The sequence below is a fragment of the Staphylococcus devriesei genome (assembly GCF_002902625.1).
In the GTDB taxonomy this organism is placed as follows: domain Bacteria; phylum Bacillota; class Bacilli; order Staphylococcales; family Staphylococcaceae; genus Staphylococcus; species Staphylococcus devriesei.
This window is the reverse complement of record NZ_PPRG01000055.1, coordinates 1-15,648: the sequence shown is the minus strand read 5'-3', so window position 1 is coordinate 15,648 and position 15,648 is coordinate 1. Positions and strand designations below refer to the sequence as shown.

The 15,648-nt window shown below is 31.4% G+C and carries 19 protein-coding genes and 1 pseudogene; 15 read left to right on the top strand and 5 right to left on the bottom strand.

Annotated features, from left to right (window positions below):
• Window positions 1-603 precede the first annotated feature (603 nt).
• A complete protein-coding gene (locus CD147_RS09135) occupies window positions 604-1,389 on the bottom strand; it encodes a carbon-nitrogen family hydrolase (protein WP_103167088.1) in 786 nt (261 codons plus the stop codon).
• A 137-nt stretch (window positions 1,390-1,526) separates the two neighbouring features.
• Complete coding sequence (locus CD147_RS09130) at window positions 1,527-2,150, bottom strand: nitroreductase family protein (RefSeq protein ID WP_103167087.1); 624 nt, start codon at window positions 2,148-2,150, stop codon at window positions 1,527-1,529.
• 185 nt (window positions 2,151-2,335) lie between these two features.
• Between CD147_RS09130 and CD147_RS12225 the strand changes: the two genes are divergently transcribed.
• Window positions 2,336-3,859 carry an SdrH family protein gene (locus CD147_RS12225; protein WP_177431661.1) on the top strand — a complete coding sequence of 508 codons (1,524 nt, stop codon included), beginning with the start codon at window positions 2,336-2,338 and terminating at the stop codon, window positions 3,857-3,859.
• A gap of 62 nt (window positions 3,860-3,921) precedes the next feature.
• Here CD147_RS12225 and mroQ read toward each other — a convergent pair whose 3' ends face one another.
• Entirely contained in the window at window positions 3,922-4,662 is a 741-nt protein-coding gene (gene mroQ, locus CD147_RS09120) for an intramembrane glutamic endopeptidase MroQ (RefSeq protein ID WP_103167086.1), read from the bottom strand.
• 176 nt (window positions 4,663-4,838) lie between these two features.
• On the opposite strand from mroQ, the gene groES reads away from it, so the two are divergent.
• Window positions 4,839-5,126, top strand: a complete 288-nt coding sequence (gene groES, locus CD147_RS09115) for a co-chaperone GroES (protein ID WP_103167085.1) — start codon at window positions 4,839-4,841, stop codon at window positions 5,124-5,126.
• Window positions 5,127-5,176: 50 nt separating this feature from the next.
• Window positions 5,177-6,796 (top strand): chaperonin GroEL, encoded by a 1,620-nt coding sequence (gene groL, locus CD147_RS09110; RefSeq protein WP_103167084.1) that lies wholly within the window; start codon window positions 5,177-5,179, stop codon window positions 6,794-6,796.
• 114 nt (window positions 6,797-6,910) lie between these two features.
• Here the strand turns inward: groL and CD147_RS09105 are convergent, their stop codons facing one another.
• The gene (locus tag CD147_RS09105) at window positions 6,911-8,086 is read right to left on the bottom strand and encodes a tyrosine-type recombinase/integrase (protein WP_103167083.1); all 1,176 of its coding nucleotides are present in this window, start codon (window positions 8,084-8,086) and stop codon (window positions 6,911-6,913) included.
• Between the two features lie 5 nt (window positions 8,087-8,091).
• Complete coding sequence (locus CD147_RS09100; RefSeq protein WP_103167082.1) at window positions 8,092-8,709, bottom strand: helix-turn-helix domain-containing protein; 618 nt, start codon at window positions 8,707-8,709, stop codon at window positions 8,092-8,094.
• A gap of 148 nt (window positions 8,710-8,857) precedes the next feature.
• Here CD147_RS09100 and CD147_RS09095 point away from each other — a divergent pair, with 148 nt between their 5' ends.
• The 12 genes and pseudogenes from CD147_RS09095 to CD147_RS09045 form a co-directional block, all read left to right on the top strand.
• Window positions 8,858-9,028 (top strand): helix-turn-helix domain-containing protein, encoded by a 171-nt coding sequence (locus CD147_RS09095; RefSeq protein WP_103167081.1) that lies wholly within the window; start codon window positions 8,858-8,860, stop codon window positions 9,026-9,028.
• A gap of 3 nt (window positions 9,029-9,031) precedes the next feature.
• Window positions 9,032-9,646, top strand: a complete 615-nt coding sequence (locus CD147_RS09090; protein WP_103167080.1) for a BRO-N domain-containing protein — start codon at window positions 9,032-9,034, stop codon at window positions 9,644-9,646.
• On the top strand, window positions 9,647-9,967 hold the full coding sequence (locus tag CD147_RS09085; protein ID WP_103167079.1) for a helix-turn-helix domain-containing protein: 321 nt from the start codon (window positions 9,647-9,649) through the stop codon (window positions 9,965-9,967). It begins immediately after the preceding gene.
• Complete coding sequence (locus tag CD147_RS12115) at window positions 9,960-10,118, top strand: hypothetical protein (RefSeq protein WP_167409744.1); 159 nt, start codon at window positions 9,960-9,962, stop codon at window positions 10,116-10,118. The genes CD147_RS09085 and CD147_RS12115 overlap by 8 nt, the downstream gene beginning before the upstream one ends.
• Window positions 10,108-10,521 carry a pathogenicity island protein gene (locus CD147_RS09080; RefSeq protein WP_103167078.1) on the top strand — a complete coding sequence of 138 codons (414 nt, stop codon included), beginning with the start codon at window positions 10,108-10,110 and terminating at the stop codon, window positions 10,519-10,521. Before CD147_RS12115 ends, CD147_RS09080 begins: the two co-directional genes overlap by 11 nt.
• Window positions 10,521-10,832, top strand: a complete 312-nt coding sequence (tscT, locus tag CD147_RS09075) for a type II toxin-antitoxin system toxin TscT (RefSeq protein WP_103167077.1) — start codon at window positions 10,521-10,523, stop codon at window positions 10,830-10,832. The genes CD147_RS09080 and tscT overlap by 1 nt, the downstream gene beginning before the upstream one ends.
• An 83-nt stretch (window positions 10,833-10,915) precedes the next feature.
• Entirely contained in the window at window positions 10,916-12,529 is a 1,614-nt protein-coding gene (locus tag CD147_RS09070; protein ID WP_103167076.1) for a phage resistance protein, read from the top strand.
• A 171-nt stretch (window positions 12,530-12,700) separates the two neighbouring features.
• Window positions 12,701-13,522 carry a bifunctional DNA primase/polymerase gene (locus CD147_RS09065; RefSeq protein ID WP_103167075.1) on the top strand — a complete coding sequence of 274 codons (822 nt, stop codon included), beginning with the start codon at window positions 12,701-12,703 and terminating at the stop codon, window positions 13,520-13,522.
• Complete coding sequence (locus CD147_RS09060) at window positions 13,497-13,778, top strand: pathogenicity island protein (RefSeq protein WP_103167074.1); 282 nt, start codon at window positions 13,497-13,499, stop codon at window positions 13,776-13,778. Before CD147_RS09065 ends, CD147_RS09060 begins: the two co-directional genes overlap by 26 nt.
• Complete coding sequence (locus tag CD147_RS09055) at window positions 13,775-14,419, top strand: pathogenicity island protein (RefSeq protein WP_103167073.1); 645 nt, start codon at window positions 13,775-13,777, stop codon at window positions 14,417-14,419. The genes CD147_RS09060 and CD147_RS09055 overlap by 4 nt, the downstream gene beginning before the upstream one ends.
• A 526-nt stretch (window positions 14,420-14,945) precedes the next feature.
• Entirely contained in the window at window positions 14,946-15,563 is a 618-nt protein-coding gene (locus tag CD147_RS09050) for a CadD family cadmium resistance transporter (RefSeq protein ID WP_103167072.1), read from the top strand.
• Window positions 15,564-15,581: 18 nt separating this feature from the next.
• Window positions 15,582-15,648 (top strand): annotated as a pseudogene (locus tag CD147_RS09045) (transcriptional regulator); the annotation flags it as partial.

Here is a 15,648-nt window from a genome sequence, read left to right as displayed (position 1 = left end):
CAATTTAGCAGGAAAAATTGTAAGTTAAGAAATAATCAAAAAATAAAATGAAACATATGATTTAATAAACTTATATCACATAGATGTGATAAAAAATTAATAATCTTAGTCTTTAAAATTATTGTTTTTTGTTTTTGGTAAGGGTATTATCTGATTTTGTTTGTAGTTGCAAAATCATGTTAACCTTTGCTTGTAGTTGGAAGGAGTGTTAATAAACTTTAGTTAATGCTTCGTTATCGATAATGTTTTAATGCGCACTATCGATTTTGTAAATTTCATTGTAAGTATTCATTTAACTTTGTTTTCTTCGTGTAGTAGATTACATTCATTAATAAGCCCTCCCAACTTATTAATGAACAAGTGTAAACGTTCGCTGAAGTTTTAAACTCAGTAGAAGATAATTAACTTAGCTATTATTAGGTATAGAAGTTAGTTATTTTCATAGTGTGAGCTATCGTAAATTTAAATATTTACTGAAATGAACAATTTTCATAATTAATAACATCCCCAAAAGTTATAAATTAACTGTAAAAACATTCCCTTAATAACAAGTTGAAGTCGTGAGTCCCTCCCAAACTCACGACTTTTTAATTGGACTGCTTCTTATTTATACATCTCTAATTTTAAATTTTCAAAGACTGGAATAGTCTCTCTTTGAGTAGCTACTTCACTTAAGTCAAATTCTACATAAATACTATCTTCTTCATGTCCTAGTTCAGCTAAAATTTCTCCGTTAGGATTAATAACCATTGAATGGCCAGCATAATCAGTATGTCCATCATTACCTGTACCATTACACGCCACAATAAACATATCATTTTCAATAGCTCTAGCTTGTAGCAATGTTCTCCAATGATCTAAACGCACAGTAGGCCATTGTGCTACATAAAATCCAATTTGTGCGCCTTTCCTAGCAGGGTATCTTAATAATTCTGGAAAACGTAGGTCATAACAAATAATTTGTGTTACTGAAACGCCTGAAGATAATGTGAAAGCTTCCGGCACTGCTTTGCCATCTTTTAAATATTTAGGTTCATTTAACATAGGCACAAGATGAACTTTGTCGTATTTACTAATTCGATGGCCTTCACTTGATACAGTAAAGGCAGTATTATAAATTTTACCGTTTCGACTATTTGATACTGAACCAGCTACAATATCAACGTTGTGCTTTTGCGCTAAACCTTGAATAAAAGGGAAACTACGGCTCAACTCTTTATCTGCTTTATCAATTAGTTGATTTAATGCATAACCGTTATTCCACATTTCTGGCAAAACCACAACTTCAGTTTCAGGCTTTAATTCTTCATCGAACCAGTTCTTTATTTTTTGTTCGTTTTTTTCTACATCACCATATTCTACACAAAATTGAAACACTTGAATCTTCATCATTATCGCCCCTCATCGCTAGATTAATTCTAATTTACTAAAGGAAACCTTGAAAATCAAAAATTGAGATAGTTTTTAATATAGTAAAACAGTCCAGGACAAAGACATGTCCTAGACTGTTATTAGAGAAGAAACGATTATTTTCTAATAATAATGCGATCTTCAGTAGGTTGAATTTCTTTTTCGCCAGCTTGTTCACGTATATCACCAAACGGCATTTGAGCGATTAATTTCCATGAAGATGGAATATCAAATTCTCTTGCAGTAACTTCGTCAACTAGTGGATTATAATGTTGTAATGAAGCGCCAATGCCTTTTGAACTTAATGCTGTCCATATTGCGAATTGGTGCATTGCATTAGCTTGAACTGACCATGATTCAAAATAATCAGCATAGTTTGGAATTTTTTCTTCCAATGATTGAATAACGTCTTTATCTTCGAAGTAAAGAATTGTACCGTAAGAATGTTTGAAGCCATCAATACGTTGTTCTGTAGGCGCAAAGTCACGATCTGTTCCCATTTTATTTTTTAGTGCAACTTTAGTGTTATCCCAGAATTTATTATGTTGCTCGTTTAATAGTAAAACGATTCGTGTTGATTGTGAGTTAAATGCTGAAGGTGTGAATTTTACCACTTGCTCAATAATATCCTCTAGTTCTTTATCATTAATAGAAATTGTAGTTTCAGTATTATAAATTGTACGTCTGTTTTCTACTTCTTTTAAAAATGATTTTGTATTTTCTTTGTTAAATAAACCCATAATATCTATCTCCTTTGTTTTGAAATATATTTTAAGTATAAATATTATACTGGGATAAGTAAAATATTATATAACAAAAAATGTCAAAAATATTAATATTCTTTTTCATTTAGTGTATATGAATGCATTCTTTAATTTAATTCTTTATACTAGAAGTGATATGAGACATGAGGAGGTGAGGATTGATGAAAAAGAAAATAGCGCATACTAGTATTGCTTTAGCGATTGGGACAACTTTGATTAGTCACCAAGGTTATGCAGAAGAATCTACTAACAAGGCAAACGCACATGTTAAAGATCAAGAAGCTAATCAAAGTAATCAATCTGATACTTCTAAAGCATCTAATGATGATTCAACAAATGAATTTGAAAATACTCAAAAATCTAATGAGCCAAGTAATTCTATCGATAGTGAGAGTCAATCATCTCCAGACAATTCCTCTCAACAAGAAAGCGATATAAAGAAAAATGATGAGCCTAGCTCTCAACAAGCAGGCGCGATTAATCAAAAAGAAGATAGTACTCAAGACAATAATTCAGACCCAGCTACTGATGTAGGCAAAGATGGGGAGCCTCAAGGAAATAATGATAACAGTAGTTCAGAAGCCAATACCTCTAGTAAAGAAGAACCAAGCGAAGAAGAACCAAGCAAGGAAGAGCCAAGTAAAGAGGAACCAAGCAAAGAAGAACCAAGTAAAGAAGAGCCAAGCAAGGAAGAGCCAAGTAAAGAAGGCGACCATTCAAATTCGAATGATTCTCATCAACCGCCTAAGCATGATGGTAATTCATCAGGTCAGAATGATGGTTCACATACGTCAAATGGGAATACTAAGCATCCTTCTGATAATCAACACGGTTCTCATACTTCAAATAATAATAGTAATTCAAATACGGACAATGGTTCTCAAGAAAATAATTCAAACGACAATCATTCACAAACATCTGGCGTTAAGCAATCACATGAGAATGTTCAAAATGGCTACAACGAACAACATAATAATGTGACTGACTCAATTATTCATCATGTTTATCCTCATTATCAAAATGACAGTCAACATAATGCTAATCAACACAATGACAAGAATGATTTTTCAATGAATGGCTCAAATCACCATGAATGGCATTATGGGGATGATTTATCTAATGAATATTCACATGCTAACAATAATAATAGATATAGAAATGATAATTCTACTGCTACATTATTAAATAGATTTCAAAATTTAGCTACCGGTTCATATAAGTATATTCCATTTATTATTAATCAAATTAATCGTTTAGGTAATAATGAGGAATATGTAACTGATCAAGATTTCTATAGACTATTTCGAAAGCAATCTTTTAACAACGAATATTTAAATTCGCTACAAAAAAGTTCTAACTATTTTAGATTTGAGTACTTTAATCCTTTAAATGCTAAGAACTATTATAAAAATTTAGATGAACAAGTGTTAGCTCTTATTACTGGTGAAATAGGTTCTATGCCGGACTTAAAAAAACCGAGCGATAAAAAATCTGATGAAGAAGCGGATATTCATAGTCATGATCAAGATAAAATTATTGATTCAAAAGAGGACGATGAAGAGGCTGCAAATAATAGCAACGATAAATATAAAAATATAAATATTGCATTGATTATTTCTATTATAATTATATTTGTTGGTGTCACAGGAACTTATCTTTACAAACGTTTCAAAAAATCAACATAGTAAATAACGCATCTTAATCTGCTGTTAAAGGATAGGGCAGATAAGATGCGTTTTTGTGTGGCCTAAAATAGAAGATGAAAAATAAAATTAGTTTGTTCTTGTAAATTTTTTAATGTATCTCCAAAGAAATACTGCATAATAACTACAAGGCTATTTTGGAACATATGTATTAGGATAGGTACTGTGATACGTTTTGTTAATACATATGCTAGTGAGAATAACATTCCCATTCCAAAGTAGATAAGGATAAATTTCATATCATCATGTGCGAGTGCGAAGAGTAGTGAACTTATAATAGAAGCTATTAAGAAAGCGACTATTCTATTACCTTTAATTTTATTATAAATTTCCCCAAATAAAATTTTTCTGAATACATATTCTTCAAGTATTGGACCTACACACGAAATGAGAAGTATAAAAATAGGTAATTGTCTTGCGATAGCCATGATTTTTTGGGTATTTGGACTTTGTTGTGGTTGACCGAAGATCCACATGTTAATAACGCCGGCCATAACCTGATAGACCATTACTATCACAAAGCCCAGTAACGCCCAAGGTATAATATAGCGTTTAGGTTCTTTAAATCCCTTTTCAAGAGAAGTTGGATTCTTAATAATTAAATTTAGCCAAATGATTAAAATTGCCGCAATGATAAATAGAATGACTTGTGTATATACATTAGCTCTGGCTAACGCCATTCCTGATAAATCGCTAAAAAGCGGGGTTTGTTGTAACATTAGGGGTAAAACTTGTGCTAATGCGTAAATAACTAATGTTAAACTTGCTACCCAAATACGTGCCATGTGTAACCTCCAAATTAGAATTTTAACTTCAATTAGTTTATCGTAAATCCAAATATTATACAAAATATAATAGAATCATATCGCTTGAAATATTGACCAACTTTGATTAATATAAATGATAGATTAGCACTTGTGATATTTAAGTGCTAAAAATGACCTGTTAAGGAGGAACAATCATGCTTAAACCATTAGGAAATCGTGTGATTATCGAAAGAAAAGAACAAGAACAAACAACTAAAAGTGGAATCGTATTAACTGATAGCGCAAAAGAAAAGTCAAATGAAGGTGTAGTCGTAGCTGTAGGCTCAGGACGCCTTTTAGATAATGGTGAAAAAGTTGCTCCAGAGGTTAAAGAAGGCGACACAGTTGTATTCCAAGAATATGCTGGTACTGAAGTAAAACGTGGCGATGAAACACATTTAATTCTAAACGCAGATGATTTACTAGCAATCATTGAAAAATAAAATATAAAACGTTATTAAAAAAATTTTAAGCTTTAATGGAGGTAAAATGAATGGCTAAAGATCTTAAATTTTCAGAAGATGCGCGTCAAGCAATGTTACGCGGGGTAGATAAATTAGCGAATGCTGTGAAAGTAACAATTGGGCCTAAAGGACGTAATGTTGTTTTAGATAAAGAATATGTAGCACCTTTAATTACTAACGATGGTGTTACAATTGCTAAAGAAATTGAATTAGAAGATCCGTATGAAAATATGGGTGCAAAATTAGTTCAAGAAGTAGCTAATAAAACGAATGAAATCGCCGGTGACGGTACCACTACTGCTACTGTATTAGCTCAAGCTATGATTCAAGAAGGCCTTAAAAACGTAACGAGTGGTGCGAATCCTGTAGGTTTACGTCAAGGTATCGACAAAGCTGTAAGAGTAGCTGTTGAAGCTTTAAATGATATTTCTCAAAAAGTTGAAAATAAAAACGAAATTGCCCAAGTAGGTGCTATTTCTGCAGCAGACGAAGAAATCGGTAAATACATTTCAGAAGCGATGGATAAAGTTGGTAATGACGGTGTTATTACTATTGAAGAATCTAATGGTTTAGACACTGAATTAGAAGTTGTAGAAGGTATGCAATTTGATAGAGGTTACCAATCACCATACATGGTAACTGATTCAGATAAAATGATTGCTGAATTAGAAAGACCTTATATCTTAGTGACTGACAAGAAAATTTCTTCATTCCAAGATATCTTACCTTTATTAGAACAAGTTGTTCAATCTAGTCGTCCAATCTTAATTGTGGCAGATGAAGTTGAAGGCGATGCGTTAACTAATATCGTCTTAAACCGTATGCGTGGCACATTTACAGCAGTTGCAGTTAAAGCTCCTGGCTTTGGTGACCGCCGTAAAGCAATGTTAGAAGATTTAGCTATCTTAACAGGTGCAACTGTAATCACGAACGACTTAGGATTAGAATTAAAAGATGCATCTCTTGATATGCTTGGTAGTGCAAATAAAGTTGAAGTTACTAAAGACAACACTACTGTTGTTGATGGTGACGGCGATGATAACAGTATCGATGCTCGTGTAAGCCAAATCAAATCTCAAATTGAAGAAACTGATTCAGACTTCGATAGAGAAAAATTACAAGAACGTTTAGCTAAATTAGCTGGAGGTGTAGCGGTAATTAAAGTAGGTGCTGCCTCAGAAACAGAATTAAAAGAACGTAAATTACGTATTGAAGATGCATTAAACTCAACACGTGCTGCAGTAGAAGAAGGTATTGTAGCAGGTGGTGGTACAGCACTTGTAAATATCTATAATAAAGTGAGTGAAATCGATGCAGAGGGCGATGTTGCTACTGGCGTAAATATCGTGCTTAAAGCGTTATCTGCACCAGTTCGCCAAATTGCTGAAAATGCTGGACTTGAAGGTTCAGTTATTGTTGAAAGACTTAAAAATGCAGATGCAGGTGTAGGTTTCAACGCAGCAACAAATGAATGGGTTAATATGCTTGAAGAAGGTATTGTAGACCCTACTAAAGTAACACGTTCAGCATTACAACATGCGGCAAGTGTAGCAGCAATGTTCTTAACAACTGAAGCAGTAGTTGCTAATATCCCAGAACCTGATAATAATGACAATCCAGGTATGGGCGGCATGCCAGGCATGATGTAAAATAGCTTGTAAACATTGATATGAAAGTGTTTTAAGGTTATGTATGACATAATAATGACATAAAAATCCAAAAAAATAAAAATGCCTCCTAATTCAGATGAACTAAAAGGACATTTAAAATAATTCTTTTGAGACGTTTTCCATGAGTTGACTAAACTTTTGGGAAGCGTCTTTTTTGTATGAGTTGGTAATCTTTGCGTAGATGTTCATTGTGGTATTAATATCTTTGTGGCGTAGTCTTTCTTGTATCTCCTTAATATGTACACCTGCCTCAATAAGTAGGGCGCAATGTGTATGACGGAATGAATGCGTGCTTATTTGTTTATTGGTTATATCAGTCTTTTTAAGTATAGCTTTTATCCATAATTGCAGCTTTTTAATCACAAGTGGATAACCATTCACATCAGTAAACACAAAATTATTATCTACATATAATTCATTTTTCCAAGTGTCCTGGACATTTACCTTATAATCTTTAAGTAATTGCATCACATGGGGATCTACTGAAATTTTACCGATTGAGCTTTCAGTTTTCGGTGTCAGTATCTGATAATGCTTTTTATTATTATTTGGATTGTAATAAGTCTTGGTAATACTAATCGTGTTGTTCTCAAAGTCTATATCAGACCATTTTAATGCTAATAATTCGCCTACTCGCATGCCAGTATATGCTAATGTGGTAAATATTTCAAAGCTATTTTGTGGTGAATGGTGATACTTAGCAACCTCCAGGAATTGAAATAATTCATCTTTTTCAAGAAACTTTTTGTGTATCTCAATATCTTCTAATTCTTCCACACTTACTTTCTTTTTAGGTCGTTTAATACCCTCACTAGGCATAGCTTTTATTAGTCTCATATCATAAGCATACTTAAATATCATATTTGTAGATGCCACAATACTATCAACATAATTCTTGCTATAGTGTGCGCTCATATCGTCCACAAAGTGCTGATAATCATGTTTCTTGATAGTTTGTATTGGTTTAGTATTAAAGCGCTCTATGGCGTGCTGAATGGCTTTCTCACGTGCTCTGACACTACTTACTTTTACATCGTTAGCATACTGTTTAATCCAATCGTCAGCTACCTGTTTGAATGTGCTGGAAGATGGGGCGATATAGTCACCATTTCTTAATTGACGTTCAATCATTTCAGCTTGGTGTTTAGCGTCTGATTTACGTTTAAATCCAGTCTTAGATATGTATTCATATTTTCCCGTCTCTGCATTTTTTCCTAGAGATATACGATAACGCCAGTTGTTTTTAGCGATTTGATCGTAACTTGCCATAGTTGTCATTCTCCTTGAAGCATATTAATCTCATTTTCTATTTCTTGAGATTCTTTTAATATTTCGCCTACATCATTTTTGTTGTCGTTTAGTTTCTCGACAATATTTTTTTGAATACCAGATTTTTGTCTAAAATAATTATCAATCAACATCTTAATGTTATTTTTATCCTCATCTGTTAGCATTATGTGCCTATAAAATTTTTCGTTGTTTATATCGAATAAGTGAAATAAAAGGTCGTTTATTCTAAGGTTATAAAAATCAGTTTCAATTTCTTCATTTACATTTAAATGGTTGAACTCAAAAGGTAGTGTAGTTTTATCTAAGTGCTCTATGAATTTTTGTTTTGTTACATTGGTTATTTTATTTAGTTGTATTTCTCCGTTTGTAATATCGCTTAATTCATCTATATATTGATTGTATTCTTCATAATTGCTTTTTATAAACATTAGGTAACTTTGAACGAATTTTTTATTTGGTAAAGATTTCTGACCGTTTTCAATACCACTAATGTGACTTTGAGAGTATCCTATATTTTTTCCTAATTTCTGTGCGGTAATACGTTTCTCTTTTCTTTTTTCCTTTAAAAAATTTCCGATTTTTTTATCTAAATCTTTAACCATAATAATCACCTCACTAATATGGTAACATTTCGGAGATAATAGAGATATGAAAATTATCCTTGATTTTCTAAAAATAGGGAGCTATAATGAATTTAGAGATAAAAGAGATAAAAAACATATCTCTAATTTATAGAAAAGAGGTGGACTTATGTTTTTAACTGTTAAAGAAACAGCTGATTTTTTAAGAGTAAGCGAAAAACAAACTTACAAATTAATCAGTAATAACAAAATTCCATATATAAAGTTAGGTGGAAAAATACTGGTTGATAAAAATTCTCTAATCGATCACTTGCATAAAATCGAAGTAAAGGAGGCTTAACCAATGATTAAACAACTATTCAATAATAAAGAAATTCGTTTTATTGAAAAAGATGGCGAATATTGGGCAGTAGCTGGAGACGTAGCGAAGGTATTAGGGTACCGAGATGCACCAAGTATGACACGTAATATTGATAAAGAAGATATTACTACACACATTATGCGTAGTAATAAGAAAGGTAATCCAAATATAACTATTATTTCTGAATATGGTATATATGAAGCAATTTGGAATAGTAGACGTGACGAGGCTATTGCGTTCAAAAAGTGGATTAAACAAGTCATTAAAGAATTACGACAAGCTACTGGACTTGAACAATATGAAGTCTTTCGCATGTTAGATGAGGAAAAGCAAAAAGAAGCTATGGCTATTATTCAAAGAGCGTACAAATCAGATAAACCAATTAATTACATTAAAGCCAACACAATCGCAAATAAAGCTACATCAACGGCTTTTGGATATAAAAAGATGATTGGTAAAGAATCTATGACGCCAGAAATGTTAAGGGTTCGTCAAATAATTCTTGATGATGTGGTAAAGCTCACAGAGTCAAAGAATCAATTTAACCTTGATATTAAAGTTAGTAAAACAATTTATGACAAATATGGGGTGGGTTAAATGTTTAACATTAATATTGATGAAGAAGAAGCACGTGCTTTATTAGAGAAAGCTATTAATGAACGTGTAGATGAACTAGCAAGAGAAAAGTTCTTTATGACCTATAAAGAATTAGCTGAATACCTAAATTTAAGTAAACCAACAATTGAGGAGTTACTTATTAATAACGGGCTTAAGTACTATATGGTAGGCTCGACATATCGTTTCAAGAAATCTGATGTTGATGAATTTATGGAGAAAATCACATCTCATATGGATATACACAACAATGATTTAAAACAGATTAATATCAAAAAGTTGCTGGAGGTTCAAAATGCTTAAATTCACATTACAACTATTATTAATCAGTTTAATTACTGTATTAGCTAGTGCATTTTTAGCGTTTCATGTAGGCCTAGCTATTTATTTATTAGGCAGCACAATTGCATTATTAAATTATGAAAAAGTGGAGGAATTGAAAAATGAAAATTAAACAAAAATATCAATTATCAAAAGTGGTGCAAGTATTAGAGAAAGTATTATATGAAAAAGATAAAGACGTATTTTTATCAGCGAAAGATAGATTTCATTCTAATACAGATTATCGCTATGACGATACAGCATTTTATGAACATATTTTAAAACTAATTCATAAAGAGTTATTTAATATTCTTGCTGAATTAGATTTTGAAGATGAGGCGTTTTCTATTCTTGACGAAGTAACAATGACATTAAGTGATGTTATGAATGAAGATAAAGAAATTTACTACTATTCCGTTACAGATAACACGGGTGAACATGAACATACAACAGATAGAGAAGGACATGTGATTGGCATTTTAGAGTGGGCATTAGATTATATTGTAGGAAATATTGAAGTGGAGGACGTAGAATAATGAATTTTGAAATTAGTAATTTATTTAGTGAATTGGAAGCATTGAAGGACAGCTTTCAAGATTTAAAAGATAGTCACGGTTGGCATTTTGATGAACATTATCCTTATGAAAAAAGTCATGTATTAAATAAAGATGAGTTAATCAGAGAAGGGTTTTCTTATCATGAAAGACGTATTCATGACGATCAGATGGTTGATCTACTATGTCTTTATTTACAACAGTTTGATGATATTCTTAAAAAGTTTCATGAAATAGAAAAAGCGTCATCTGATATGAATAGTTTGGCGACTAAATCAGATAACGCTGAGTAAGTGCAATTTGCAAATCAAAAGCACAGGAATAATATACCATTTCTGTGCTTATTCTTAAAACACAAAAATGAAAGGCTGATTAAATGAACGAAGTTTCTTTATATAATAAACATCATGAATTTCACTCTAAGTTAGATTACGTTGAAACGCCTAATTTATCTCGTATCAAAGAGATTAGTAAACGAATTTACTTCGCCATAATTTCCACAGATAAACAAATTTTTAACAATAAAGGAAATGCTTTCCATAAAATGAAAGATGATTTTGCTGGCGATTATATAAGTAATCTTACTTTAGATTATACCATAAAACCTAAAGAAGTTGGGGCTGTCTATGGAACAATTTCGGTCAAAACGACAATGGAAAATGGTGAAGAAGATAAGCAAGCACATTTTAAGTCTAGTCCATTTAATAACTATGCAAAGTTTATTATTGATTTAATCTCTGAAAAGGTTATTTATTCAAATGAATTAGATAGCTTTATTAAGTTAAAAAGTAATGAGTACGAAATTATAGACAATACTAACTTTACTTTGGAATATCCAGTAGATAATAAACATCAAATAAATGACTTTTTAAATGTAATGCTAGAAGTTTATCGTAATCATTTAGATACAAATTATCAATATAATATCTACCCTTACGCTATTGCAGGTAATGATTGGATATATAATTGTAGAGAATTAGAATTTGTAGATGAAAAAATTACTAGTAACGATTACTATATCATCAAATACGATGTAGATAAGAAGGATATAAACACTAACCTAGCACAACAATTCTTTGACTTAGTAAGTGACAATGAACGCAGTAAGAACAATTTAATGTTAGTACATGCTTATACTATGTATCGAAAAATGAAACTTATTCAAGCTGAAAAATGGTTTTTAATCAAAGATTTTGGGCGATCTGGAAAAGGTTTATTTATGGAAACCTTTGAGGAATTGCTAAAAGTAAATAAAGTGAATTTCGATAGTTTATTATCATCTGGCTTTGAGGCTGCAAATGAATGGCTCAATTTTTATGGCGTGGATATTGCACATGCTAATGAAACAGGTGAAATTAATAAAAGCATGATGAGAATATTACGCAAAATAGCTACTGGTGAAAATATTTCAGGTCGTGGCATACAACGAAATAACGTTAAATTTAAAAATAATGCAGTATTAATTTTAGATACTAATGAAAATGTTGATACAGGGGAAATTACAGCTAATAGAACACGTACAGTTAAGATTGCATTTAAGGATAGACCAAAGAATGAAACTGATGAAGAACGTTATAAAGTATTTAAACCATTTTGGCACTTTGTTAAGCCTAACGGGAAAAACTCAGTCAATGCGTCAGTATCATTTTTAATATTAAGTTTTGAGTATCTTAAACAAATAGGCAGAGAATTTAAGTTCAATAACGTAACACTTAAAAACTATTACACCGAAGATGAATTAACCGACACACAAATTCTAATACTAGAAACATTATCTAGGCAGGATTTTATTTTTTCAGGTGATGAAATCTTACAAAAAACTATTGAAGAAGATTATAAAAATCTACGATATAAAAAAGCTAAAGAAGATATGAAAAAAATAGGTGTAGCTATCAATAAGCAGAAATGGATAGAGGGACAAAATACTAAAGTTCATGTTGTAGAAAATAAAGAATTGTTCGAAATGGCATTAGATTTAATTGAAACTTAAGTTAGTTTAACTCTTACTAACCTTTACACTAACTTTGAAATTACTTTAATAACAGGCACTAACCTTTATAACTTAAATATTCTTTAGCATATTTTATAGATAAATAAATAGATGTATGTATAGGGAAAAGAATGAGTTAAAAGGGTTAGTATTCTATTGGAGGGTATTCTCATGAAATTGTACAATGCTGCAAAGTATCTTCTTAGTAAAGATGTGCAAGTTGTACCATTAAACGATAATAAAAAGCCAACAGTATCATTTAAGAATGTAACTATTGATGATGATTTTATAGATAATAACTTTTTAGCATATTCGAATACAAATGTATTAGGTGTCCTTACTCGTGGTTTATGGTGTATCGACATAGATATTAATCACGTAAATGGTGAAAGTGGCTTTGATAGTTTGAAAGACATACCTTACTATGATGAGTTTCTTACTAATGCACAAAATACGCTAGTGCAAACAACAGCAAGTGGGGGAAAGCATGTAATATTTAAAAAACGTGAGGGCATTGAATACGCTCAGAAAATAGGATATTTACCATCAGTAGACATTAAAGCACATGGTAATAACTATTTTGTACTAGCTGGAAGTAAAACAGCTAAAGGGCTATACACAAGTAATAAAAAACCAGTAATCGCTTATGATGGTGAATTTGAAGATCGTATATTTTCAAAGCGTGGAAATTATCTACAACAGACTATGGAAAAGTTCTCAGTAAAAAGTGTGTTACCTAACCACAATTTCAATCATTTACAACATACTGGCAAAGGTGGACTAGGTAAAGAGGCATACAATCGTGTAATCAATGGTGAAAGCATAGAACGTAATAACGATGTATATAAGGCTATTAGTTACGCATTACAATGTAACGTGGATATAGAGCCTTTAAAAGTAATTATTGGTGATGTTAAAGCAAATGGCGATGAATTTACTTTAGAAGAGTGGGAGGCCTCATATAATAGTGCAAGAAACTCATTACGAATTTAATATAGATGACGAATTAAGAAAACTAGGTTTATTAGTTGGAATATCCGAAAAAATGTACTACTGCTCAATTAGTCGAATATCAACATTGTATCTTGAAAACTTTGGGACAAAATGGGTAGCTTGGCGTGAAACTTACGATTTACAGAATAATAAAAGAGTATCGTATAGAACAATAGCAGATGGCAGTTTTGAATTAGTAGTTGCAAGAGCGAAAAACTATTTAAATTACATTAAAAGAAAGCAGGGAATAAAATGAACGTTGAAATTATAGCAAATGAGTTTGAAACAAGAGCAGGGACACTATTAAGGGCTTTCAGTGGTTTAAGCGAGAGTAGTTACAAAGCACCTTATGCATTTAAGATTTATAATGATCCATTTAATACTGTGTATCTAATAAGCAAAGGTAAGATGTATGCTCATGTATTGCTAAAAGATTGTGAAGTGAGAAAATCTTTTGAAATCGCCTCAGAAAAGCATACTGAGAAGCTCATAGAAAGCATTGAGGGGCATTATACTGGTTATGATTTACTAGATGGCACACATGACACTATAAGCGATATGATGGCTAGTTTTATGTTTGATAATGATTATTTCATGTATGGACTGGAAACTTTTGCAGAAAGTAACAATAGCGATATGTTCGATTATATGAGTAGAGATTTCAATATAGATGAACTTGAAGGCGTTCAATCTAGTAATGCAGATGTTATAGGTAATATGGAGACATTGTATCAGTTAGCTACTGGAATTAATGAACCAGCACCAGAATTAGTAGAGGGCTTGAAAATCATTACTGAGTTTATCCAGAATGAGAAGGCTAATGAAGATGATAGTAAGGCATTGATTAAGCGACTGAATGAACTGAAACAGTCTTATTATGATGGTGTGAAAGCGTAAAGTTATAGGTCATGCACTAAATAGGTGCATGGCTTTTTTATGCTAAATAATGCTAATTTTTCAGAGAGTATAAATCACCTTTGATATTAGTCATACCAATATATTTAAGAGTTTTTAAAGAGATAATAATCTGCAGAACGCAATTTTGCGTTTTGTTCCAAAAATATTAAATAATAAGCAGGGTCCAAATTTGGACTTTGTCAAAACCTCAAGTTTTCCGTAGGTAGTAAAAAATGGTGTGATAAGGGATAAGTACATAAATTACGTTGTTAAAAAATGGGAAGGTTTTGGGAAGGTAGTAAAAAATAATAAGGTTATATAAAGGTTACAGAGAAATAAACGTAAGTTTTCGTAAGGTAATAGCGTTTTTTAAACCTATTTAAACCACTTTGTAAAAAACAAACTGGCTTTGTGAATTATGCTTATTTTATTTTTATAAATTTAAGTTATCACAAAAAAGCAACTATGATTATTTAAAAAAATAAGTTATAATACATTCAAAAATATTTTTGAATGAGGTGTAATTATGATTCAGACTATTGTAACTGCTGCTATTCTTTATATTGCGACAGCATTAGACTTATTAGTGATTTTATTAATGTTCTTTGCTAGAGCAAAGACTAGGAAAGAATATCGAGATATTTATATTGGTCAATATGTAGGATCTGTGGCATTGATTGTCATAAGTTTATTCTTTGCCTTTGTCTTAAATTATGTTCCTGAAAAATGGATATTAGGATTATTAGGGTTAATACCGATTTATTTAGGAATTAAAGTGGCTATTTATGGTGATAGTGACGGCGAAGAGAGAGCTAAAAAAGAATTGAATGAAAAAGGATTGTCTAAGTTAGTTGGTACGATTGCAATTGTTACGATAGCAAGTTGTGGTGCTGATAATATCGGTTTATTTGTTCCCTATTTTGTGACATTAAGTGTTACTAATTTATTAATTACTTTGTTTGTCTTTTTAATTTTAATTTTCTTCTTGGTATTTACTGCACAAAAATTAGCTAATATTCCAGGAGTTGGAGAAATTGTTGAGAAATTTGGTCGTTGGATTATGGCTGTTATTTATATAGCTTTAGGTTTAGTTATTATTATAGAAAATGACACTATTCAAACAATTTTAGGATTTATATTTTAATTTAGGGTGTGATTTCATATGAGTTATGAAAATGCTTGTGATGTGATCTGTGTACATGAGGATAAAGTTAACAATGCTTTAAGTT

What these genes read in the sequence shown, in the direction of transcription:
- CD147_RS09095 (WP_103167081.1), top strand. Translation starts at nt 8,858, where the DNA reads ATGTTTTTAACTGTTAAAGAAACAGCTGATTTTTTAAGAGTAAGCGAA.
- groES (WP_103167085.1), top strand. Translation starts at nt 4,839, where the DNA reads ATGCTTAAACCATTAGGAAATCGTGTGATTATCGAAAGAAAAGAACAA.
- CD147_RS09080 (WP_103167078.1), top strand. Translation starts at nt 10,108, where the DNA reads ATGAAAATTAAACAAAAATATCAATTATCAAAAGTGGTGCAAGTATTA.
- CD147_RS09050 (WP_103167072.1), top strand. Translation starts at nt 14,946, where the DNA reads ATGATTCAGACTATTGTAACTGCTGCTATTCTTTATATTGCGACAGCA.
- tscT (WP_103167077.1), top strand. Translation starts at nt 10,521, where the DNA reads ATGAATTTTGAAATTAGTAATTTATTTAGTGAATTGGAAGCATTGAAG.
- mroQ (WP_103167086.1), bottom strand. Translation starts at nt 4,662, where the DNA reads ATGGCACGTATTTGGGTAGCAAGTTTAACATTAGTTATTTACGCATTA.
- CD147_RS09085 (WP_103167079.1), top strand. Translation starts at nt 9,647, where the DNA reads ATGTTTAACATTAATATTGATGAAGAAGAAGCACGTGCTTTATTAGAG.
- CD147_RS12225 (WP_177431661.1), top strand. Translation starts at nt 2,336, where the DNA reads ATGAAAAAGAAAATAGCGCATACTAGTATTGCTTTAGCGATTGGGACA.
- CD147_RS09055 (WP_103167073.1), top strand. Translation starts at nt 13,775, where the DNA reads ATGAACGTTGAAATTATAGCAAATGAGTTTGAAACAAGAGCAGGGACA.
- CD147_RS09130 (WP_103167087.1), bottom strand. Translation starts at nt 2,150, where the DNA reads ATGGGTTTATTTAACAAAGAAAATACAAAATCATTTTTAAAAGAAGTA.
- CD147_RS09065 (WP_103167075.1), top strand. Translation starts at nt 12,701, where the DNA reads ATGAAATTGTACAATGCTGCAAAGTATCTTCTTAGTAAAGATGTGCAA.
- groL (WP_103167084.1), top strand. Translation starts at nt 5,177, where the DNA reads ATGGCTAAAGATCTTAAATTTTCAGAAGATGCGCGTCAAGCAATGTTA.
- CD147_RS09135 (WP_103167088.1), bottom strand. Translation starts at nt 1,389, where the DNA reads ATGAAGATTCAAGTGTTTCAATTTTGTGTAGAATATGGTGATGTAGAA.
- CD147_RS09105 (WP_103167083.1), bottom strand. Translation starts at nt 8,086, where the DNA reads ATGGCAAGTTACGATCAAATCGCTAAAAACAACTGGCGTTATCGTATA.
- CD147_RS12115 (WP_167409744.1), top strand. Translation starts at nt 9,960, where the DNA reads ATGCTTAAATTCACATTACAACTATTATTAATCAGTTTAATTACTGTA.
- CD147_RS09070 (WP_103167076.1), top strand. Translation starts at nt 10,916, where the DNA reads ATGAACGAAGTTTCTTTATATAATAAACATCATGAATTTCACTCTAAG.
- CD147_RS09090 (WP_103167080.1), top strand. Translation starts at nt 9,032, where the DNA reads ATGATTAAACAACTATTCAATAATAAAGAAATTCGTTTTATTGAAAAA.
- CD147_RS09100 (WP_103167082.1), bottom strand. Translation starts at nt 8,709, where the DNA reads ATGGTTAAAGATTTAGATAAAAAAATCGGAAATTTTTTAAAGGAAAAA.